The sequence below is a fragment of the Paractinoplanes deccanensis genome, from assembly GCF_016862115.1.
In the GTDB taxonomy this organism is placed as follows: Bacteria; Actinomycetota; Actinomycetes; order Mycobacteriales; family Micromonosporaceae; genus Actinoplanes; species Actinoplanes deccanensis.
In genome coordinates, this window is sequence record NZ_BOMI01000158.1 from 13,673 (window position 1) to 35,684 (window position 22,012).

The 22,012-nt window shown below is 71.0% G+C and carries 14 protein-coding genes and 1 riboswitch; of the genes, 6 read left to right on the plus strand and 8 right to left on the minus strand.

Annotation, left to right across the window (positions count from 1 at the left end; genetic code table 11):
* Positions 1 to 474: 474 nt before the first annotated feature.
* Positions 475 to 1,164, plus strand: a complete 690-nt coding sequence (locus tag Ade02nite_RS38775; RefSeq protein WP_239169359.1) for an HAD family hydrolase — start codon at positions 475 to 477, stop codon at positions 1,162 to 1,164.
* An 85-nt stretch (positions 1,165 to 1,249) separates the two neighbouring features.
* On the opposite strand, the gene Ade02nite_RS38780 is transcribed toward Ade02nite_RS38775, so the two are convergent.
* From Ade02nite_RS38780 to Ade02nite_RS38790, 3 genes are read right to left on the minus strand one after another with little or no spacing between them, the layout of a single operon-like run.
* Positions 1,250 to 3,697: a transglutaminase TgpA family protein gene (locus Ade02nite_RS38780; protein WP_203774862.1), complete on the minus strand. Its 2,448-nt coding sequence runs from the start codon at positions 3,695 to 3,697 to the stop codon at positions 1,250 to 1,252.
* Entirely contained in the window at positions 3,694 to 4,992 is a 1,299-nt protein-coding gene (locus tag Ade02nite_RS38785) for a DUF58 domain-containing protein (protein ID WP_203774864.1), read from the minus strand. The genes Ade02nite_RS38780 and Ade02nite_RS38785 overlap by 4 nt, the downstream gene beginning before the upstream one ends.
* A gap of 2 nt (positions 4,993 to 4,994) precedes the next feature.
* The gene (locus Ade02nite_RS38790) at positions 4,995 to 6,044 is read right to left on the minus strand and encodes an AAA family ATPase (RefSeq protein ID WP_203774866.1); all 1,050 of its coding nucleotides are present in this window, start codon (positions 6,042 to 6,044) and stop codon (positions 4,995 to 4,997) included.
* Positions 6,045 to 6,295: 251 nt separating this feature from the next.
* Here Ade02nite_RS38790 and Ade02nite_RS38795 point away from each other — a divergent pair, with 251 nt between their 5' ends.
* From Ade02nite_RS38795 to Ade02nite_RS38805, 3 genes are all read left to right on the plus strand, one after another.
* Entirely contained in the window at positions 6,296 to 9,151 is a 2,856-nt protein-coding gene (locus Ade02nite_RS38795; protein WP_239169360.1) for a M36 family metallopeptidase, read from the plus strand.
* Positions 9,152 to 9,328: 177 nt separating this feature from the next.
* Entirely contained in the window at positions 9,329 to 12,139 is a 2,811-nt protein-coding gene (gene leuS, locus Ade02nite_RS38800; protein ID WP_203774874.1) for a leucine--tRNA ligase, read from the plus strand.
* Positions 12,140 to 12,234: 95 nt separating this feature from the next.
* Positions 12,235 to 13,167, plus strand: a complete 933-nt coding sequence (locus Ade02nite_RS38805) for a DUF389 domain-containing protein (protein ID WP_203774876.1) — start codon at positions 12,235 to 12,237, stop codon at positions 13,165 to 13,167.
* A gap of 60 nt (positions 13,168 to 13,227) precedes the next feature.
* Here the strand turns inward: Ade02nite_RS38805 and Ade02nite_RS38810 are convergent, their stop codons facing one another.
* The 5 genes from Ade02nite_RS38810 to Ade02nite_RS38830 form a co-directional block, all read right to left on the minus strand.
* Positions 13,228 to 13,896, minus strand: coding sequence for a potassium channel family protein (locus Ade02nite_RS38810; RefSeq protein WP_203774884.1), 669 nt, complete (start codon positions 13,894 to 13,896; stop codon positions 13,228 to 13,230).
* Entirely contained in the window at positions 13,889 to 15,466 is a 1,578-nt protein-coding gene (locus tag Ade02nite_RS38815) for a TrkH family potassium uptake protein (RefSeq protein WP_239169361.1), read from the minus strand. The genes Ade02nite_RS38810 and Ade02nite_RS38815 overlap by 8 nt, the downstream gene beginning before the upstream one ends.
* 163 nt (positions 15,467 to 15,629) lie before the next feature.
* Positions 15,630 to 16,361 carry a TVP38/TMEM64 family protein gene (locus tag Ade02nite_RS38820; protein ID WP_203774886.1) on the minus strand — a complete coding sequence of 244 codons (732 nt, stop codon included), beginning with the start codon at positions 16,359 to 16,361 and terminating at the stop codon, positions 15,630 to 15,632.
* Between the two features lie 43 nt (positions 16,362 to 16,404).
* The gene (locus tag Ade02nite_RS38825) at positions 16,405 to 17,115 is read right to left on the minus strand and encodes a type 1 glutamine amidotransferase (RefSeq protein WP_203774888.1); all 711 of its coding nucleotides are present in this window, start codon (positions 17,113 to 17,115) and stop codon (positions 16,405 to 16,407) included.
* A gap of 30 nt (positions 17,116 to 17,145) precedes the next feature.
* On the minus strand, positions 17,146 to 18,366 hold the full coding sequence (locus Ade02nite_RS38830; RefSeq protein WP_203774929.1) for a MurT ligase domain-containing protein: 1,221 nt from the start codon (positions 18,364 to 18,366) through the stop codon (positions 17,146 to 17,148).
* Positions 18,367 to 18,858: 492 nt separating this feature from the next.
* Positions 18,859 to 18,981: riboswitch (cyclic di-AMP (ydaO/yuaA leader) on the plus strand.
* Between the two features lie 108 nt (positions 18,982 to 19,089).
* On the opposite strand from Ade02nite_RS38830, the gene Ade02nite_RS38835 reads away from it, so the two are divergent.
* A complete protein-coding gene (locus tag Ade02nite_RS38835) occupies positions 19,090 to 19,809 on the plus strand; it encodes a C40 family peptidase (protein ID WP_239169362.1) in 720 nt (239 codons plus the stop codon).
* 1,714 nt (positions 19,810 to 21,523) lie between these two features.
* Positions 21,524 to 21,955: a division/cell wall cluster transcriptional repressor MraZ gene (gene mraZ, locus Ade02nite_RS38840; RefSeq protein WP_203774890.1), complete on the plus strand. Its 432-nt coding sequence runs from the start codon at positions 21,524 to 21,526 to the stop codon at positions 21,953 to 21,955.
* The last annotated feature ends 57 nt before the right edge of the window (positions 21,956 to 22,012 follow it).

A 22,012-nucleotide genomic window follows, 5' to 3' on the forward strand; every position in this document is an offset into this window, starting at 1 on the left:
CCAGGCGGTGGCCAAGGGGTCGCCAGTGGCAAGGGTCCTCGCGTCAGCGAACGAGCGTTCGCTCTCCGGAGTATCGGACCGTGCGGCGGTGCTGGTGGAGAACGCCGTGTGCGGCGGTGCAGGTGGAGAAGGCGGTGCGCGATGGGACTGATGAACGCCCGGCTCGGTGCCGCCGGTGCGCGCAGCGGCGGCCTCACCTCGGCAGAGAGAGCGGTCGTTTCTCTCTTCGATGTGCGTCTCCTGCAACGATGCTGCCTCCGGGGCCGGGGCCGGGGCCGGGGCCGGGGCCGGGGCCGGGGCGGGGCCGCTAGACAGAACGTTCGTTCTCTCTTATGTGGGTATCCGCGGGCGCCGGTCGGTGACCGAGGCGGGGAGTCGGCGGCGCCTGCCGACGGTCGGATCTCATCGGGAAGGTGCTGCTCGTGGGTGAGTGGTCTCGTGTGGACATGTCAGGATTCGGGTGTGGTGAGGGGTGTGCTTTTCGATCTCGATGACACGCTTGTTGACCAGGAGGCGGCGTCTCGGGGTGCGGTTGTGGCCTGGGCTGCGGAGCTTGGGGCCGGCGGGGGCGACGGACGCGGGGGCGACGGACGCGGCGGGGGCGACGAGGTAGCGGCGCGGTGGGCGCGGATCTCGGAGCGGCATTATGCGCGCTATCAGCGCCGGGAGATCGGGTTTGCTGAGCAGCGGCGGGAGCGGGTGCGGGAGTTTCTCGGGGTTGCTCTCGACGAAGGGGAGGCTGATCGGCTCTTCGCCGGTTATCTCGCGCGCTATGAGGACGGCTGGGTGGTGTTCGATGATGCCGTTCCGGCGTTGCGGCGGGCTCGGGAGGCGGGGCTGGTGGTGGCGGTGCTGACCAACGGGGAGGAGGGTCAGCAGCGCCGCAAGCTTGACCGTCTTGGGTTGCTGTCCGAAGTGGACCTGCTGGTGGCTTCCTCGAGTCTGCCGGCGGGGAAGCCGGATCGGCGCGCCTTTCGGCATGCGGTGGGGCGGATGGGGGTCGGTGCCGGTGAGGTCCTGATGGTGGGGGACTCGCTGCACAAGGACGTGCTCGGTGCGCGGGCGGCCGGGCTGGAGGCGGTCCTGCTCGATCGGGCGGACGTGCATGCCGGCGCCGGTGTCCCGCGGATCCGGTCGCTGGACGACCTGGCCTTCGCCGGCTGACAGCCGCACCCGTGGGAAGTAGGCCAGCAGCAAGTAAAGAGATGCCGCCGCCCGGAGGGGCGGCGGCATCTCTTTAGGACCTGCGTCAGCGGCTCCGGTGGGTCAGGAGGCGGCGGGGGCTGAAGCGGGACAGGACGTCGCGGAAGCGGCTGCCCGCGCCGAGCAGTTTGGTGGAGGACTCGGCCAGGGCTACGCGCCAGCGCAGCAGGACCGATGGGGGGAGGATGGCCGCCGTGAGGCGGGTGCGGCGGGTGGCCGAGCGGGCCAAGCCCCTGCGCACCTGGGTGAGGGCCGCGGTCAGCTCGCCGCCCTGCAGGGGCTTGCGGGCGTACCTTGCTCGCTCCTCGGCGGTGCCCAGCAGGGTGGCGCCGGCCGCGGACTGGTCGACCAGCACGGCGTCCTTGATGAGGCGCTGGGCGGTGACTCGGGGGGTCTCCGACGGGTCCAGCGGGACCCGGAAGTCGACCATCGTGTCGAGCAGCTCGTCCCAGGCCGCGTGGGCGTCCTGCCTTGCCTTTGTGGTCTCGGCCGTCACCACCACGTCGGGGCGGCCCGCCTGGGCCTCCGTCAGGGAGGTGACCCGGGGGACCGTCGCCGCGTAGCGGTGGCGGCGGAGCAGGACCCGGCGCAGGGCGGGGACCAGGAGCAGGGCCAGGAACAGGGCGACCAGGGCGACGATCAGCAGCGTGGTGCCCAGGTTGCTGGTCTCGCCCGTGGTGGTCGAGCCGGCCAGGCCGGGCTCGTTCAGGTCGGGGCGGTCGGGGCGCTCGACGTTCGCCGCGGGGCCCGACGCCTCGGCGCCGGGGGCCGCGGTGGCCGTCGAGGACGAGGTCGTGGGGGCCGGAAGCTCGGTGTCGGGCGCCCAGTCGGAGCGGGCCGCGCCGCGGACGCCCGCGGACGGGGTGGCGTCGAACGGGATCCAGCCGAAGCCGCGGAGGTAGACCTCGGTCCAGGCGTGCGCGTTCTTGTTCGTGATGACGTACGTGTTGCCCTCGCGGCTGTCGCCCCGGGTGAAGCCGAACGCCACCCGCGCGGGCAGGCCGGCCTCGCGTGCCATCCAGGCCAGCGCCGCCGCGTACTGCTGGCAGTAGCCGACCTTGTTCTTGAGGAACGCGGCGATCTCGCTGCTGTTGGTCGCGGTCTGCGTGGACAGGCTGTACGTGAAGCCGTTCTTCGAGGAGAAGTAGTCGTACAGTGCCCGGATCTTGTCGTATTCGGTGGTCTTGCCCGCGATGAGGCGGGCGACCAGCGCGTCGACCGTCGGGTCGTCGGGGTGGGCCGTGTTGAGCCGCACGATCGGGTCGTCCGGGGCGAGCGGCTCAGCCTGGCGCAGCTCGGCCGGGGTGTAGCGGGCCCGCACGTAGGTGAACTTGTACTCCAGCTCCTTGGTGGAGTTGCGGTTGGAGTAGACGACCTGCTGGTTGTTGTCGTAGAACCAGCCGCGCTGGATGCCGTCGACCGACACCGTGTTCTGGTAGATCGGCAGCATGCCCTGGTTGAGCCGGTCGCTGACCTTGACGTCGGCGGTGAACTCCTGGTAGCTGCCGCCCGCGTTGCCGGTGCGCGGGTCGGGCATGCCGGCCGCGACCGACGAGCCGCTGGGCGAGCGGCTGCCGAAGCCGACGTTGGTGAGCTGGTCGGCGACGCCGAAGCGCAGGTAGAACGGGGTGGTCTCGTTGGTGGTGAGGCGCACCAGCTCGACCGTCTCGCTCTGGCTGAGGTTGCCGCTGAGCGAGGCGAACAGGTTGATCCGCCCGCCGCCGGTGCCGGTGCCCGTGCCGTTGCCGATGCCCGTGCCGGTCTGGGTGAGCCGCGACAGCAGGCCGCCGGTGATGGTCGGCACGGCGAGCGGCAGCAGCACCGCGGCGGCCACACCGACCACGCCGAGGCGGCGGCCGGCGGCGGCGAGCGGCGACGGCTCCCACACGTCGACGTCACGGCCGTCGCCGGTGAAGCGGCGCCCGAAGCGGCGTACCCGGTCGATGTTGTCCGAGACCAGCAGCCAGAGGAAGCCGACGGCGCCGATGATGAACGGCAGCACGGGAACGCTGTCGATGTAGACCGCGACCGGCACCGAGTAGATCGCCAGCATCGGCAGGCCGGCCAGCGCCGGCCGGCGCACCACCACGGTGAGCAGGTCGACGGCGATCGCCACCGAGCCGATGCCGAGCACCGTGACGAAGAGCAGGCCGTCGCGGTCGGGCACCGGCACCGCGTACGACCGGGTGTCCTGGCCCGCCTGGGTGAACAGGTCGGCGAAGTGGCCGAACGTCGACGGTGTCGGGATGAGGAACTCGTGCCCGCTCGGGAAGATCCAGGTCAGCATGAGCAGCAGCACCACGATCATGCTGGCCGCCTGGGCCCACGTGGGGAACCGCAGCGAGCGCGCGGCGAACGCGGCACCGGCGATGAGGCCCACCACGAGCAGGCACATCATCAGCCATTTCCACGTGTCGAAGATCGACGAGATCGGTGCGGCGGCGAGCAGCGTCGCACCGGCCGCGACGAGCCCCAGCCGTCGGGGGCCGGTCATCGGATGACTCCTCCCACTGTCTCGGCCATCGCGGCGCGCCAGGCGAAGCCGCTGGACCCGCGGGCCGCGGCCGGCCACAGCTGCGGCAGCGTCGACCCGTGCACGACCGGCACGGAGCGCCAGCCGCTCTGCACCAGGGCCAGCGCGGCGGCGGCGTGCTCGCGGTCGGCCTCCTGCCGCTCGCCGGGGCTCAGGGTGACCCACGTCGAGCTGTCGATGGCGAAGCCGATGCAGGTGGCGCCGTTGCCGCGCAGCCCGGCCAGCAGCTCGGCCTCGGGCACGGTGAGCGAGCCGAAGATGCCGATCACCAGCCCGCCGTCGGAGCGGCGGCGGACCTGCTCGACCAGGATCGAGATGTCGCCGTTCTGGGCGGTCTTGACGTCGGCCAGGGTGTCGAGGATCACGCCCTCGCCGGCCACTTCGGACGCGTCGATGTCGATGCCGGAGCCGGTGACGAGCCGCAGCTTGTAGCCGGCCTGGCGCAGGTGCATGGCGATGCTCGCGGCGGCCGAGACCGCCCACTCGAAGCTCGCCGTGGGCCCCTCGCCGCGGTGGGCGAAGACCCGGGTGTCGAGCACGACCGTGGCCCGGCTCTCCCAGGGCTGCTCCTCGCGGCGCACCATCAGCTCGCCGGTGCGGGCCGTGGAGCGCCAGTGCACGCGGCGCAGGTCGTCGCCGCGGCGGTATTCGCGGGTCGCGGCGTCGTCCTCGCCGTGCACGGCCACCGAGCGGGCGCGGCTGTCGCCGGTGCCCGCGTACTCACCGGCGAGGCGCACCGCCGGAAGGGTGACCACCTGGGGGATCACGATGAGCTTGTCGACGCTCGGGAACGAGCGGGTCAGCTCGCAGAGACCGAACGGATCGGTGAGGCGGATGACCAGCGGGCCGATCGGGTATCGGCCGCGCACGTCGGCGCGCACCGTGTAGGCGACCGAGCTGGCCTGGTGGGCGCCGAGGCGCTCGAGCACCACCCGGGGGCGGCTGCCGAGCGCGTACGGGAGCCGGTCCTCCAGCAGCAGCGTGCCGGTGGGCAGCCGGGACATGTTCTGCAGGCGCAGGATCACCCGGGCGCTGGAGCCGACCGGGGCGCGGCCGGGGTCCAGCGACCGGGTGCAGGCCAGCTTGTAGCGGCTGCGGCCCACGTACGCGGCGGCGAGCAGCGGCAGCGCGGCGAGCAGCACGGCCACCCGCAGCAGGTCACGCTCGCCCAGGATGATCGCGGAGATGCCCGCCGCGGCGGCCGCCGCGAGGAACGATCGGCCGCGGGTGGTGAGTCCGCGCAGGGCCTCCCGCATGGTCAGCGCCCCCGCGGCTCGTACTGCTGCTGCGCGCCGCCGGTGTTGCGGGTGTCGTACGGCGAGCGGTTGCGGTCGTGCGGCAGCGGGAGCCGGTGCACGATCTCGGCCACGATGGCGTCGGTGGTGCGCCGGTTGAGCTGCGCGTCGGCGGTCGGGATGAGACGGTGCGCGAGGACCGGCACGGCGAGCGCCTGCAGGTCGTCGGGGAGCACGTAGTCGCGGCCCTCGAGCGCGGCGAACGCCTTGGCCGTGCGCAGCAGCTGCAGCGTCGACCGCGGTGACGCGCCGAGCCGGATCTCGGGGGCCTCGCGGGTCGCGGTGACCAGGGCGATCGCGTACTGCTGGACGGCGTCGGCGGCGTGCACGTCGCGCACCGTGGCGATCAGCCGGCGGACCAGCCCGGCGTCCGCGACGGCACGCAGGTCGCTGAGCGGGTCGTGTGCGCCGTGGCCGCCGAGCATGGCGAGCTCGGCGCGCGGGTCGGGGTAGCCCATCGCGATGCGGGCGGTGAACCGGTCGCGCTGCGCCTCGGGGAGGGGATAGGTGCCCTCCATCTCGATCGGGTTCTGCGTGGCGATCACCATGAACGGCGACTGCAGCTCGTAGGTGGTGCCGTCGACGGTGACCTGCCGCTCCTCCATGCACTCCAGGAGGGCGGACTGGGTCTTGGGCGAGGCCCGGTTGATCTCGTCGCCGACCACCAGGTTGGCGAACACGGCGCCCGGCTTGAACTCGAAGTCGCGCGTCTCCTGGTTGTAGACGCTGACGCCGGTCACGTCGCTGGGCAGCAGGTCGGGGGTGAACTGGATGCGGCGTACCGAACAGTCGATGGAGCGCGCGAGGGCCTTGGCAAGCTTGGTCTTGCCGACGCCCGGCACGTCCTCGATCAACAGGTGGCCCTCGGCCAGCAGAACCGCCAGTGCGAGCCGCACCGTCGCGCTCTTGCCCTCGATGACCTGCTCGATGTTGGCCATGATGGCTGTCGTCGCGGCGCGGAAGTCCTCGCTCGGCAGCGGTCCACCGGGCTCGTCCCAGGTCGGGGTTGTCACGGGCCTCCTCCATGGTCATATGCGCAGCCCTACTGGTCGTGCAGGAGCCCGCTCACACAGGTTAGCCCGATCACAGCAACTCGCCGAGGACGGCCGCCCGCTCATTTCGACGACCGTCAACCGGACATGCATATCGGATAGGTAAAGAATCAGACATCGCTCTAGTTATATTTGCCGATCGGCAAGAGCATCAGCCATCGATGGGCCAGTCTCTGGCCCGGTCGAGAGGGGCTGAATTGAGAGCGTTATCCGTGCCATCCGCAACCAAGCGGGTGGGAGCGGCCGCCGCCGGAGTCGCCCTGCTGGCAGCATTGCTGCCGGCACAGGCACAAGCCGCGCCGCTACCCGGCGCCGTCTCCGGGGCCACCGACAGCAAGCAGCAGCGGCGAGCCGACTACGACAGCCGCGACAACCTGGCCGCCGCCGCGGCCGCCGCACCCACCGCCGCCCTGAGCCGCGCGCTCGTCGCGACGCCGCCCGCGTCCGCGGTGACGACGCTGCGTAGCTCGCTCGGCGTGCAGGGCATCGTCGACGTCGACAAGGCCACCGGCACCCCGCGCCGGGTCGCCAAGCTCGACGGCTTCCTGACGGGCCCGAGCAAGCAGAAGCCGGCGAAGATCGCCCTCGACTACATCGCCGCGCACACCGACGTCTTCGGCCTCACGGCCGCCGACCTCGCCAGCCTTCAGCTGCGCCAGGACTACGTCGACATCGAGGGCACCCACCACCTGAGCTGGATCCAGGTCGCCGACGGCGTGCCGGTCTTCGGCAACGGCCTCAAGGCGCACGTGACCAAGGACGGCCGCCTCGTGCAGGTCGACGGCTCGCCGCTCAAGGCGCTGCCGTCGGACGCCGGCGCCGCCAAGCTGTCGGCCGCCGGCGCGCGCGCCGCGGCCGTCAAGGACGTGTTCGGCACGTCCACCGCCAAGGCCACCAAGACCGCGGGCGGCGTCACCACGTTCAGCGACAACGGCAACGCCAAGCTCGTCTGGTTCCAGACCGCGAGCGGTGTGCGGCTGGCGTGGCAGACGATCGTGGTCGACGAGGGCTACGTGCACGTGGTCGACGCGGCCAGCGGCGAGGTGCTCTACCGCAAGAGCACGATCGCGAACGACACCGCCGACGCCTGGAAGAACTACCCGGGCGCCCCGCGCGGCGGCGAGCAGGAGCCCGTCGACCTGACGGCCAAGGGCTGGCTGCCGAACAACGCCCGGCAGCTGTCCGGCAACGTCGCGCACGTGTGGTCCGACGTGAACGACAACGACCTCGCGGACGCCAGCGAGGAGGTCGGCCCGTCCGGCCTCAAGCGCTGGGACTACCCGTTCGTCGACTTCAACGACGCGGTGGGCGGGCTCTGCTCGGACGCGTACCCCTGCTCGTGGGACCCGGAGACGCCGAACTCGTGGCAGGTGAACCGCAAGCAGAACGCGGTGCAGCTGTTCACGTTCCTCGGCACCTTCCACGACCACCTCAAGGCGTCCCCGATCGGCTTCACGCGGGCGGCGGGCAACTTCGAGGCGCAGGACGGCGACGCGGTGCAGGGCCAGGCGATGGACGGCGCGAACACCGCCGACGGCCTGCCCGACGGCAACCACACCGACAACGCCAACATGAACACCCCGCCGGACGGCATCCCGCCGGTCATGCAGATGTACCTGCTGACCCCGGGCCCCGGCTCGGTCGCCGCGAACACGGGCGACGAGGCCGACGTGGTGTACCACGAGTACACGCACGGCCTGTCCAACCGCCTGGTGGTCGACGCGGCCGGCAACTCGACGCTCAGCGACATCCAGGGCGGCGCCATGGGTGAGGCCTGGAGCGACTGGTACGCCTCCGACTACCTGTTCGCCAAGGGCCTCGAGAAGGACGTCCCGAACAAGCCCGGCGACGTGCTGATCGGCAAGTACTGGACGGCCGGCGGCACCATCCGCTCCGAGGCGCTGGACTGCACCGTCGGCGCGTCCGCCACGCTCTGCCCCGGCACGCCGGGCGCGGGACCGGGCGGCTACACGTACGGCGACTTCGGCAAGATCTACGCCGGTGGTCCCGAGGTGCACGCGGACGGCGAGATCTGGGCGCAGACCCTGTGGGACCTGCGCACCGCGATCGGCAGCAAGGCGTCGCAGTCGATCGTGACGCGGGCCATGGAGCTCAGCCCGTCGAACCCGTCCTTCCTGGACATGCGCAACTCGATCCTCGCCGCCGACCTGGTCGTCAACAAGGGCAAGAACGCCAAGACGATCTGGAAGGTCTTCGCCAAGCGGGGCATGGGCTACTTCGCCGCCGCGATCGACGGCGACGACGCGCAGCCGGTCGAGGACTTCTCGATGCCGCCGTCGGCGAACACCCCGCGGGGCACGCTGACCGGCAAGGTGACCGACTCGGACACCGGCGCCGCGGTCTCCGGCCTGACCGTCGCCTTCGGCGGCCACGCCTCCGGCTTCGCCGGTGACTACCGCGCCACCACGGGCGCGGACGGCACGTACCGGATCACCGGCATCATTCCGGGCACGTACGCCAAGGTGTACGCGCGCGGCGCCGGCTACGACATCGTCGTGAAGACGCTGTCGATCAACTCGGGCACCCGGACCGAGAACTGGTCGGTCCGCAAGGACTGGGCGGCCTCCTCGGGCGGCGGCTCGATCGTCAGCTTCACCGGTCCGGACTACACGCCGTACGGCTGTGGCCCGGGCGAGCTGATCGACCAGTCGCAGACGGCGGGCTGGGGCTCGGACGTCGCGGCGGGCGGCCAGAACGCGGTGATCCGCCTCTCCGGCGCCGTCGACATCGCCGAGCTGGTCATCAACCCGTCGGCCACCTGTGGCGACGACGAGACCGCCTCGACCGGTGGCTACCGTGTCGAGACCTCGGCGGACGGCACGACCTGGGCGGTCGCCGCGAGCGGCACCTTCCCGGCGGGCACCGTCACACCGACCCCGGTCGCGCTGGCCGCGGGCACGGGCGACGACGTCGAGTTCATCCGGTACACGATGCTGACCTCGCAGGGCCAGGACGCGGGCCTCTGCCCGGCCGGCCAGCCGCCGACGGTGAGCGGCTGCGTGTTCCTCGACTCGACCGAGCTGTCGGTCTACGGACCGGCCGCGTAGCACGTCAGATACCGGTCGCCGCCGCTCGGCGGCGACCGGTATCATGCAAGGCATGGCTCGGCACTTCCTGCTTCTTAGCAAGCCGTGCTGCTCCCGCCCCTAGGCGGCACAGCACGGCGACCCCTCCTGCGTGAGGGGTTTTTTTGTGCCCAGCCTCCTTTACTGAAGAGAAGACGGATGCCGACGATGAGCGAGTCAGAGACCCCGCCGTTCCGCTACACGGCCGCCCTGGCCAACGAGATCGAGCCGCGCTGGCAGGCCTACTGGGCGGAGCACGGGACGTTCCACGCGCCCAACCCGACCGGCGACCTGGCCGACCCCGGCCACCCGCGGCACGGCGCGCCCAAGCTGCACGTCCAGGACATGTTCCCGTACCCGTCCGGTGCGGGCCTGCACGTCGGCCACCCGCTCGGCTACATCGGCACCGACAGCTACACCCGCTACAAGCGGCAGGCCGGCTTCAACGTGCTGCACCCGATGGGCTTCGACGCCTTCGGCCTGCCCGCCGAGCAGTACGCGGTGCAGACCGGCACTCACCCGGCGACCACGACCGCGGCCAACATCGAGCGGTACCGCGGCCAGCTGCGCCGTCTGGGCCTGGCCTACGACGAGCGGCGCACGTTCGCGACCACCGACCCGGACTACTACCGCTGGACCCAGTGGATCTTCCTGCAGATCTTCAACTCGTGGTTCGACCCCTCGCTGCGCAAGGCGCGCCCCATCGAGACCCTGGTCACCGCGTTCGAGACCGGCGAGAAGCGGACGCCGGACGGCCGGCCCTGGGCCGAGCTGTCGCCGATCGAGCGCCGCAAGCTGATCGACGACCACCGCCTGGCCTACGTCAGCGAGGCGCCGGTCAACTGGTGCCCGGGCCTGGGCACGGTGCTGGCCAACGAGGAGGTCACGCCCGACGGGCGCAGCGAGCGCGGCAACTTCCCGGTCTTCCAGCGCAGCCTGAAGCAGTGGATGATGCGGATCACCGCGTACGGTGACCGGCTGGTCGAGGACCTGGACACGCTGGACTGGCCGGAGCCGGTCAAGCTGATGCAGCGCAACTGGATCGGCCGCTCGCGGGGCGCCCACGTCGACTTCGCGGTGGACGGCGAGACGATCACCGTCTTCACCACCCGGCCCGACACGCTGTTCGGCGCCACCTACATGGTGCTGGCGCCCGAGCACGAGCTGGTCGATCGGATTGCCCCCCCTCAGTGGCCAAATGCGACAAATCCGAAATGGACCGGCGGGCACGCGGATCCTCGTGCGGCGATCGCGGCATATCGGGCACAGGCTGCGGCGAAGACCGATGAGGAGCGCACCGAGTCCAAGGACAAAACGGGCGTCTTCATCGGGGCGTTCGCGACGAACCCCGTGAACGGCGCACAGATTCCGGTGTTCATCGCCGACTACGTGCTGGCCGGCTACGGCACCGGCGCGATCATGGCGGTGCCCGGCCAGGACGAGCGCGACTGGCAGTTCGCCGAGGTCTTCGAGCTGCCCATCATCCGTACCGTCGCCGCGCCCGAAGGTTTCGAGGGCGCCTTCACCGGCGACGGCCCGGCGATCAACAGCGACTGGCTGAACGGCAAGGGCGTCGCCGAGGCCAAGGCCGCGATGATCGCCTGGCTGGAGCAGCACGGCCACGGCAAGGGCGCCACCACGTACCGCCTGCGCGACTGGCTGTTCAGCCGCCAGCGCTACTGGGGCGAGCCGTTCCCGATCGTCTACGACGAGACCGGCCTGCCGGTCGCGCTGCCCGAGTCGATGCTGCCCGTGGTGCTGCCCGACGTCGACGACTTCTCGCCGCGCACCTTCGACCCGGACGACGCGGACAGCGAGCCGGAGACCCCGCTGTCCCGCAAGAAGGACTGGGTCAACGTCGAGCTGGACCTGGGCGACGGGCCGAAGCACTACACCCGCGAGACCAACACCATGCCGCAGTGGGCCGGCTCCTGCTGGTACGAGCTGCGCTACCTGGACCCGCGCAACGACAAGGCGCTGGCCGACCCGGACAACGAGGCGTACTGGATGGGCCCCCGCCGCGACGGCGACTGCGGCGGCGTCGACCTGTACGTGGGCGGCGTCGAGCACGCGGTGCTGCACCTGCTGTACGCGCGGTTCTGGCACAAGGTGCTGTACGACCTGGGCCACGTCTCGTCGTTCGAGCCGTTCCGCAAGCTGTTCAACCAGGGCTACATCCAGGCGTACGCGTTCCGCGACGCGCGCGGCGTGATCGTGCCCGCCGAGGAGGTCGTCGAGCGCGACGGCAAGTGGTTCTACAACGACGCTCCCGTCACCCGCGAGTACGGCAAGATGGGCAAGTCGCTGAAGAACGTCGTCACCCCCGACGAGATGTGCGAGCAGTACGGCGCCGACACGTTCCGGGTCTACGAGATGGCGATGGGCCCGCTGGATGTCTCCCGTCCCTGGGAGACGAGGGCGGTGGTCGGTTCCCAGCGCTTCCTGCAGCGAGTGTGGCGCCTGGTCGTCGACGAGGAGACCGGCGCCGTCCGCACCACCGACACTCCGCTGGACGACAAGACGCGCAAGCACCTGCACCGCACCATCGCCGGCGTCCGCGAGGACATGGACGAGCTGCGCTTCAACACGGCGATCGCCAAGCTGATCGAGCTGACGAACACGCTGACCCCGCTGCCCGTCGCCTCCCGTGAGGCCGTCGAGCCGCTGGTGCTGATGCTGAGCCCGTTCGCCCCGCACATGGCCGAGGAGCTGTGGCGCAAGCTGGGCCACGACGGCACCCTGGCCTACACGGACTTCCCGGTCGCCGACCCGGCCCAGCTGGTCGCCGAGTCGATCACCTACCCGGTCCAGGTCAACGGCAAGGTCAAGGCCCGCGTCTCGGTCTCCCCGGACACCCCCGAGGCCGACATCCGGGCCGAGGCCCTGACCGCCGTGGCCGACGTCCTGGCCGGCCGCGAGCCGAAGAAGGTCATCGTCGTCAGCGGCCGCCTGGTCAGCGTCGTCGTCTGAGAGCCGGGCCGCGCCGGCTCCGCGATCGCGGGAGGGCAGCCTTCGGGCCGCCCTCCCGATCTGGGGTGCCGGCGCCGGATCGTGGGGGGCCGTCCATGCTGCATGTCCGGGTGATCGCGCCGGAGCGGGTCAGCGCACGGGTGCGGCAATGGCTGACCGGCGACGAAGCCGTCACCCATCTGGTCGTGCTGCCCGGTGCGGCGAAGGCGCCGCGGGGTGACGTCGTGGAGTTCGACGTCGTCCGGGAGGGTGCCAGCCACGTGCTCGACGGCCTTCGCGAGCTGGGCCTCGACCGTGACGGCGCCATCATCGTCGACCACGTCGACACCGCCCTGTCCGCCTCCGCCGACCGGGCGGCCCGCCGCACGCCGGGTCTCGGCGTCGACGCGGTGGTGTGGCACGAGATCGAGAGCCAGACCGGCGAGGAGGCCGCGCTGTCGGCCTCGTTCCTCACCTTCATGAGCGTCGCCACGGTCATCGCCGCGATCGGGGTGCTGCTGGACCAGCCCATCCTGATCGTCGGGTCGATGGTCGTCGGCCCGGAGTTCGGGCCGCTCGCCGCGCTCTGCGTCGGGCTGGTGCAGCGCAAGATCGCGCTGGTACGCCACTCGGCGCTGGCCCTGGCGGTCGGCTTCCCGGTCGGCATGATCGTGACCGTGGTCGCGGTGTGGCTGCTCACCGCGGCCGGCCTGGTGGACAAGTCGATGCTGCTCGAGGCGCGGCCGCTGACCGACTTCATCTGGCGGCCGGACGCCCTGTCCTGGGTGATCGGCTTCCTCGGCGGGATCGCCGGCATCCTGTCGCTGACCTCGGCCAAGGCCGGCACCCTCGTCGGCGTGCTGATCTCGGTGACCACGGTGCCGGCCGCGGCCAACGCCGCCGTCGCCCTCGCGTACGGGGTGCGCGAGGAGGCGTACGGATCGGCGCTGCAACTGGCCATCAACCTGGCCGCGATCGTCCTCGGCGGCGTCCTCACGCTGCTCGTGCAGCAGCTGGCGTGGCGACGGCCGCGCCGCCGCGTCCGGTAGCGTCGCCCGCCGCCGCCGCCGCCCGCCGTCGCCGTCGCCCGCAGCCGTCGCCCGCCGCCGTCAGCCCAGGCCGGCGAACGCCCGAACGCTGCGGGAGGCGCCCGCGACGATGAGCAGGTCGCCGGCGTAGACGGTGGTGTCGGGGGTGGTGTACGTGAACGGTTCCCCGGGCCGTTTGATCGCCACCACGGTCACCCCGTGGGTGGCCCGCACCTCGGCGCCGGCCAGCGTCCGGTCGATCACCGCCTCCGGCGCGCAGACCTTCGCGTGCACATAGTCGCCGTCGAACGCGATGACGTCCAGGATCTGCCCGGTGACCAGGTGGGCGACCCGCTCGCCCATCTCGTGCTCGGGCAGCACCACGTGGTGCGCGCCGACCCGCCGCAGGATCGTGGCGTGCGGCCGGCTGACCGCCTTGGCCAGGATGTGCGGCACGCCCAGATCGGTGAGCAGCGAGGTGGTCAGGATGCTGGCCTCGATGGCGCTGCCGAAACCCACCACCACGGTGGTCATCTCGTGCACCCCGAGCTGGCGCAGCGCCTCCTCGTCGGTGGTGTCCGCCACCGCGGCGTGGCTGAGCTCGTCCGCCAGGGCCTGCACGTTGCGCGGGTCGGCGTCGACGCCGACCACCTCCCAGCCCTGACGGGTCAGCTCCAGGGCCAGCGAGCTGCCGAAGCGGCCCAGGCCCAGCACGGCGATGCGGTCATGGGCAGCTGGTCTCCTAGCCAACGATGGTTCGCTCCTCGGGTAGTTCGAAGCGGCGGGTCTGCTCGCGCAACGCGAGCGCCGCCGCGGCGGTGACCGGGCCGAGCCGGCCGATGAACATCAGCGCGATGAGTACGAGATGCCCGGCTGTGCCGACCTGGGCGGTGATGCCGGTGGTCATGCCCACGGTGGCGAACGCCGAGATCACCTCGAAGAGCACCTGGTTGAGCGAGAACGGCGTCAGCGCCAGCAGCGCCAGCGTGGACGCCGTCACCAGGCCGACGCTGAGCAGCGCGATGGTCAGCGCCTCCCGCTGGACCCCGCCCGGGAGCCGCCGGCCCAGGGCGTGCACGCTCGGCTCCCCGCGGATCTCGGCGAGGATCACGAAGCCGAGCAGGGCGAACGTGGTCACCTTGATCCCGCCGGCGGTGCCGCCGCTGCCACCGCCGATGAACATGAGCACGTCGTTGACCAGCAGCGTGACGTCGTGCATCTGGGCCAGGTCCACGCTGTTGAACCCGGCCGTGCGCGGCATCACCGCCGTGGTGAACCCGGCGAGCAGCTTGGCGCCGAGACCGAGCCGGCCCAGCGTGCCCGGGTTGGCCCACTCGGCCCAGGTGATCAGGAACCAGCCACCGGCGAGCAGCAGCACCGACATCCCGATGGTGACCTTGGTGTGCAGCGACCACCTGCGCGGCGTACGCGGGGCACGGCACAGCTCGAAGAGCACCGGGAAGCCGAGCCCGCCGAGGACGATCGCCGCGCAGACGGGCAGGCAGATCAGCGGATCGCCGGCGAAGCGCACCAGGCTGTCGGGATACAGCCCGAACCCCGCGTTGTTGAACGCCGAGATCGCGTGGAACACCCCGAGATACGCGGCCCGGCCCCACGACTCGCCGTAGCCGTCGGCGAAGCGCCACGTCAGCGCCACCGCCACCGCGGCCTCCACCAGCAGGCTGGTCCGCAGCACGCCCAGCACGACCCGGCGGACCTCGCCCACCCCCATGGCCTTGGTCTCCGCCTGCGTGCCCAGTTGCAGCCGCATCCGGAGCCGGCGGGCCACCAGCAGGCCGAGCAGCGACGCCACGGTCATGATGCCGAAGCCGCCCACCTGGATCAGGCCGAGGATGGTCACCTCACCGAAGCCGGACCAGTGGGCACCGGTGTCCTCGATGACCAGCCCGGTCACGCACACCGCCGAGGTGGCGGTGAACAACGCGGTGACCGCTCCGGTGCCGTGCCCGGACTCGCCGGCGACCGGAAGCAGCAGCAGGCCCCAGCCCACCACGACCGCCGCCCCGAAGCCGAGCACGGCCAGCCGAGCCGGATGCCGTGCCACCTGGCCGGCCCGCCGGGCCACCGATGCCGGCAGCCGCACACCGGCGAGGCTCGCGCCGGCCCGCAGCGACAGCCGCCGCAGCGCGGCCCCGCCCTGTCGCATCGCTGATCGAGGGGCCCGCGTCCCCGGCGGGTGGTCGAGGGGCGACCACATGAGCAGCGCCACACCGCCGGCCACCGCGAGGAAGAAGCTCGCGATCGTCAGCAGGCCCAGAAGCAGCTGCGCCCCGGTCGAGTCCACCAGCTCATGATCCATGCGGCGAGGCGGCGGGGGAGGCGGACCGCCGCCTTTGCCCGCAGTGGCGCGAAACGCGCGCCGCGGCCCGGAGACGCAGAAAGGCCGCGCCGTCGACCGGGCGCGGCCTTCCTGCGGTTGTGCGAGATGCCAAGGCGTACCGAAGGCTGGTGGGTCTTGATCGTCAGGCGGTCGCGGCCCTCTTGGCGGAGCGCTTCCACCACAGGACGATGCCGGTGGTGAGCAGGAAGCCGATCGCGGCGGGGGCGAACGACAGCACGCTCATCTCGCCGGGCTTGGTCACGGCGGCGCCGATCGTGGCGTACGAGATGGCGGACGGGATGGCGGCCAGCGTGGTGCCGAGCAGGTAGCGCTTGCGGCAGACGCTCGTGGTGCCGTAGGCGTAGCCGACCAGGCCGAACGGGGCCAGCGGCAGGAACCGGACCAGGAGGACGGCGGAGAGGCCGCGCTTGTTGAGCCAGCCGTCGAGGCGGTGGAGCTTGCTGCCGAGCCGGCCGCCGGCGCGGGCCTGAAGGGCGCCGCGGCCGACCCAGCGGCCGGCGTAGTAGGTGACCGCGGCGGCGATGACGGCCGCGGCCAGGGCGGTGGCGGCACCCGTGGCGGCGCCCAGGAGGGCGCCGCACGCCACCGTGATCGCGGTGCGGGGGACGAGGACCGAGAGCAGCAGGCCGCCGACGACGGCGATGATCGCCGCGGCGATCGGGCCGAGCTTGGCGATGCCGTCGGCGATCTCCTGGAGCGGGAGCACCGCCGCGGCGACCGCGAGGGCGGCGATGACGACGCCGAGCACGCCGAACCGGACGAGCCGGCGCTTCCAGCCCAGGGACTGAGGGGCAGCAACCTGAGGGTCCGCGAGGGCGATGGCGCCCCGCGGGGCGATCAGGGTGTCAGTCATGCAGTCGTCCGTCCCGGGTGCTCGTCGTCGGCTGAAACGTGATCTAGGCTCCGGCTGCTGCCAGTCGCTCGGCCCTGAGACGCTCGGTCCAGGTGTCGTCGACCAGGGCAAGACTATCCGCGCCGATCGCCCAACGCAGTAGCAGATCGGCTATCGCTGGGTTGCGGGCGAGCGCGGGGCCGTGTGAGTAGGTGCCCAGAATCTTCCCTGCCCAGGCTCCCTCGGTTTGGCCGTCATTGCCAATGCCGGCGGTCACCCGGGCGAGCGGATTGGCGCCCGGGCCCAGGTGGGTGCGGCCGCCGTGATTTTCGAAACCACTCAGTGGGGGCAGTCCCAGCCGGGGGTCGATGTCGCCGCGGAGCTCGCCGACCGCCCGCGTCTCGCCCCGGTCGGAGTGCAGGTCGAGCAGCCCCAGACCCGGGCATTTGGCGCCCTTGGCGAAGAAGGAGTGACCGAACAGCTGATAACCGGCACAGATCGCCAGGACCGACGCGCCCTGGTTGACCGCCCGGTGCAGGCCGCCGTCGTTGATCAGCCGCTGGGCCGCGAGGGCCTGCGGGCCGTCCTCGCCGCCGCCGATCAGGTAGATGTCGGCGGTCGACGGCATCGGCTGGTCGGAGCGGACCGAGTAGGTCTCGACCGGGATGCCGCGCAGGGCCGCCCGGCGGGCCAGGATCAGCAGGTTGCCCCGGTCGCCGTAGGTGGAGAGCAGGTCCGGATAGATCCAGACGATGCGCAGGGCCTCGGTACTCACGATTTGTCCTTCTGCTTTCCGCCGCGGGGATCAATTGACACGGTCAAGCTCCGCTCGGATGTCCTGGAACGCGGTGTAGTTGGCGATCACCTCGAGGCGGCCGGGCGGAACCGTCCGGAGCGCCTCGTCAAAGGTGGAAACGTGTTGGAACGGGATTCCGTTCACTTCGAGGCGCACGGCGAGGTCGTACGCCCGCTCGCCGGTGATCAGCACCGGCCGGCCGTACAGCGGGGCGAAGTCGACGTCGTACAGCCAGGAGGTGTCGAAGCCGTCGGGGTCGCGCGCGTTGATGGACAGCAGTGTGGGCGCCTGCTCGGCCATGTCGAAGGCCTCCAGCCAGCTGGCCGGGTTCTTCGCCAGCAGCAGCCGGATGTTGCGGCCGTCGCGGTCGACCTGCGCGTAGCGGCCGGCGATCGAGGTCACCGTGGAGAGGCGGGGGAGGGCCTCGATCGGGCGTACGCCGAACTCGGCGGCCACGGCCAGCGCGGTCGCCGCGTTGCCCAGGTTGACCGTGCCCGGCAGCTGGAGCTTGACCAGGTGCCAGTCGCCGCGCGGGTCGATGACGCCCTCGTCCTCGACGCGCCACTGCGGGATGGGCCGGCGCAGCGGGCAGCCGGTGCACCACCAGTCGCCGTTCGCGCGCTCGATCGGGTCGCCGCTCTCGGGGCACACCCACGAGTCGTCCTGCCAGCGCTGACCGGCGCTGAACCAGGTGACCTTCTGCGACCCGTACGCGGCCCAGACCACCATCGGGTCGTCGGCGTTGGCGACCACGTTCACATCCGGGTGGCCGGCGAGGGCGGTGCGCCAGAGCTGCGCCATCATCGCCACCTCCTTGGCCCGGTCGAGCTGGTCCCGGGAGAGGTTGAGCAGGGCCACTACTCTCGGCCGGGTCTCGTCGATGACCCGGGGGAGATAGTGCTCGTCCACCTCCAGCACAGCGAACGGCGTCTGGCCGGCCTTGGCCAGCGCCGACGTGTGCCCGGTGGGCATGTTGGCGCCGAAGGAGTTGGTGGCGACCGGCCCGAGCACACCGAGCGCGGCGGCCGCGAGCCGGGTCGTGGTGGTCTTGCCGTTGGTGCCGGACACGAGCGCGATCGCGCGTCCGGTAGCCAAGTGGCTCAGCAGCTCGGGGTCGATCTTGAGGCCGATCCAGCCTCCGATGACCGAGCCGTCGCCGCGTCCCGCGGCCCTGGAGAGCGCCGCCGCGGTCTTCGACACGGAGGTCGCGACCTTGGCACGCAGGGGCATCTTCCCGTCCGTCACGGCGACGAGGGTACCGGAACGGCACGTTACGTCGAGTTGTCGCCGGGGCCCGTCCGTCCAAGATCCGATTCCGCCGTTCGGCCGACCCGGTTTTGGCCGGTGGGGACGTGTACGACGGCGGAAGAGTGAATATTCGGCGGGGATGACCGGCAGGTTGCCAACGAATTATGTGTTCTGATTCACCCGTAACCTTCGACGATCCGTATTTGGATCACCACGAGCCGTCATGGCAAAAGTTACGCGCCGGTCACAAATCGGACAGGCATTCATGTGCCAACTACTGTGCGTCATGGGATCGCTCCCGACGCCGCAGCGAAATCTCAGGTACCAAGGTCTGGCCGACAGCAACCCGCTGGAAGCTTGCGACGAACGGTTCACGCCGAGCCCTGCCCCGGGCCGCCCGTCGCGACCACGAGCACCACGTACGACCACAAAGGCATACGGGGGCAGGGACGGGGGACCCACTAGCGGTCCGCTCCGCGCCACCCGCTCCGGTGGCGGCACACGGAGAGACCTTGGGGTGAAGCCGCCTCCCCGCGGCCGGGCAACCTTCCCGCCCGAACCCGACAGCTAACCTCGCAGGCGTGCCGGAGGGATTTCTCTACCGTGCACGAACACAGTTCGAGCCGGGGCCGCCGCATGGCGTCCGGCGCCGGCAAGCTCGCACTGTCTCTGGGTCTCTGCCTCTGTGCCGGTCAGCTGGCTACCATGCCGGCCGCGCACGCCGCCCCCGCTCCCGCGGTGGCGCAGGTGACCACCGCCAAGGCCGCGGCGAAGATCAAGCCTTCGGTCCGCACCAGCATCAGCACGCGGACGCTGGCCTGGGGTGCCAAGGTCAAGGTGACGGCGAAGTACATCAACCCCACCAACGGCAAGGCCATCACCACCGGTACGGTCCGCCTCCAGGCGCTCCGCAACGGCAAGTGGCAGAACTGGGCCGCCGGCAAGGTGAACAAGAACGGCGCCGTGGCCCTCTACGCCGCCCCCAAGGTGAGCGGCTCGCTCCGCATGGTCTACACCGGCACCTCGGCGTACGCCCCGCAGGTCGGCGGCCGCCTCTCGGTGAAGGTCGTCGCCAGCGGCGCCAAGGTCCTCGCCGAGGCGCAGAGCCACACCGGCGCGCTGTACCTCTTCGGCGCCTCGGGTCCGAGCCGCTTCGACTGCTCGGGCTTCACCAAGTACGTGTACAAGAAGGCCGCCGGCAAGAACCTGGCCCACAAGGCCAACACCCAGCAGAAGGCCGGCCGGTCCGTCTCGAAGAGCGCGAAGAAGGCAGGTGACCTGATCATCTTCCGCAACGGCTCGTACGGCTACCACGCGGCCATCTACGCCGGCAACGGCTACATGTACGACTCGCCGCACACCGGCGCCCGCGTGTCGAAGCGCAAGATGTTCAGCACCAACTACGTGGTCCGCCGCCTCGTCTGACGGCTTACTGCGACAGGTACTCAGTGGGGCGCGACCGGTTCGGTCGCGTCCCTCTGTCGTTTCTTTCGCTTGGAACGCTTGATGCCGCGCCTGCTGGCGCCGGTTTGCCGCTTTCGGCCCTGCTCCTGCGCTGCCGGCCCACTCTTGCGTTCGGTTCGCTGATGCGTTCGGTTCGCTGATGCGTTCGGTTCGCTGATGCGTTCGGTTCGCGCTTGCTTTGGGTCCGCGCTTGCCCTCGGTCCGCGCTTGCCCTCGGTCCGCGCTTGCCTTCGGCCTGCCGGCGTCTTTGGCCGAGTGGTCAAGCCGTGCGGGATCTGCTGCGGGTCCGGAGGCTCCCCCCTCCGGGCCCCGCGCTGTGCACCTCCTCAGTGAAGCTCGCGCACCTGAGGCTTCGCCGTGCACAACCTGTGGGGTAGATAGGCCGGCCGCCGCCCGTCGTGAGGATCCGCCTTCGGCGGAAGGCGAACCATGACAGTGCACGCGTTCCGCGTTGCGGCCGCCGTTGGCGAGCGAACTTTGTTTCCAAGACTTAGCCGCCAACCGCGCCACCTGATGCCTCCGTCAGCGAACGAACGCTCGCTTCCAGAGCCCGGCCTCGCCACCCGATGCGCTCTTCAGCGAACGAGCGTTCGCTTCCGCACCCAGCCCTTACTGCAACGCTGGCGTGCGCATGGCGAGCGAGCGTTCGTTCGCGGCCTGCGGACGGCTTTGAGGGCGGTGCGCGTGTCGGCGAACGAGCGTTCGCTTGCGCAGCCGCGCCTGCCTTGACAGCGACGCGCACGCCGTCGAGCGAGCGTTCGCTTGCGGAGCCGCCTGCATTGACAGTGACGCGCACGCCGTCGAGCGAGCGTTCGCTGGCGGATCCATGCTGCCGCTCTGGCGGCGGTGCGCGTGTCGGCGAACGAGCGTTCGCTTGCGGAGCCGGGCCTGCCTTGAAAGTGACGCGCACGTCAGTGAAACGAGCGTTCGCTTCGGGACCCGGGCGCCCCGCTTTGAGCGGGGATGCGCGTGCCAGTGAACGAACGCTCGCTTGCCAAACCTGCGCTCGCTTCCAAGGCGACCCGTATGCAGGCGAGCGAACGTTCGCTTGCAGACCTGGAGCCTGCTTTCTCGGCGGCGCGCACGCTGACGAACGAACGTTCGTTTGCGGGCCGTGGCTTGTCCGCCGCAATAAAGACGCGCGGTGCACGGCGAGCGAGCGTTCGTTTTGGCGCGCGGAGCGCCATGGGCGCGCGCCGCACGCTTTCGTGAGGCGTCCGAGGGGCGCTGGCGGTGCGTCGGGGGTCAGGGCTTCGGTGGGACTGTGCCTTTCTCTCCGTGAGAGAGGGCGGCGGCGGGGATGAGTGAACTGGAGTCGGTATTGACAGGGCGTGGTGTTCGCGATCCTCCACTTTCCTCCCCGGAGGGGGTTGACAACGCGACCGGGTGCGAAGTTTGGGCGTGTTTGTCGGGGTTCTTGACGGGGGTGCGCGGAGGATGTCGGAAACCGGACGGGGTTGATCATGCGGGGGCCCTCCACTCTGCGTGCATGCCTTTGAGCTGGGGTTTCTTGTGCGAACAAGCTTCGCGAGCGCGCTCATTCGGCTTGCGGGTGGAGGGAAGTGGAGTAGAGTGGAGCGCAGTGGCAGGGCCGAAAGAGAGCTGACTCGGAGGAGCCTGCCGGCCCGAGTTGACAGGCGGACCGCGAACCGCCAGGGGCAGGGGGTTGGGGCCGATGTTCCTCGGCACACACACCCCGCGCCTCGACGACAAGGGGCGGCTGATCCTTCCGGCGAAGTTCCGCGACGAGCTGGCGGGAGGTGTCGTGATCACCAAGGGGCAGGAGCGCTGTCTTTACGTGTTCCCGATGCCGGAGTTCCAGCGCATCGCGGGTCAGCTTCGGGAGGCTCCGGTCACGAACAAGGCCGCCCGGGCATACAGCCGGGTGTTCTTCGCCAGCGCGCACGACGAGGTTCCCGACAAGCAGGGGCGGGTCACGATCCCGGCCCACTTGCGGGAGTACGCGGCACTCGACCGCGAGCTCGTGGTGATCGGGGCGAGCACCCGGGTGGAGATCTGGGACAAGCAGGCGTGGGACGACTACCTCGCGGCGAGCGAAGACGAGTTCGCCGACATCGAGGAGGGGGTGCTGCCCGTCGGACTGTGAGGCGTGGCATTCGGCCGGCCCTGCGGGGCCCGGGCGTCGCTGTCGCCGTACTGCGAG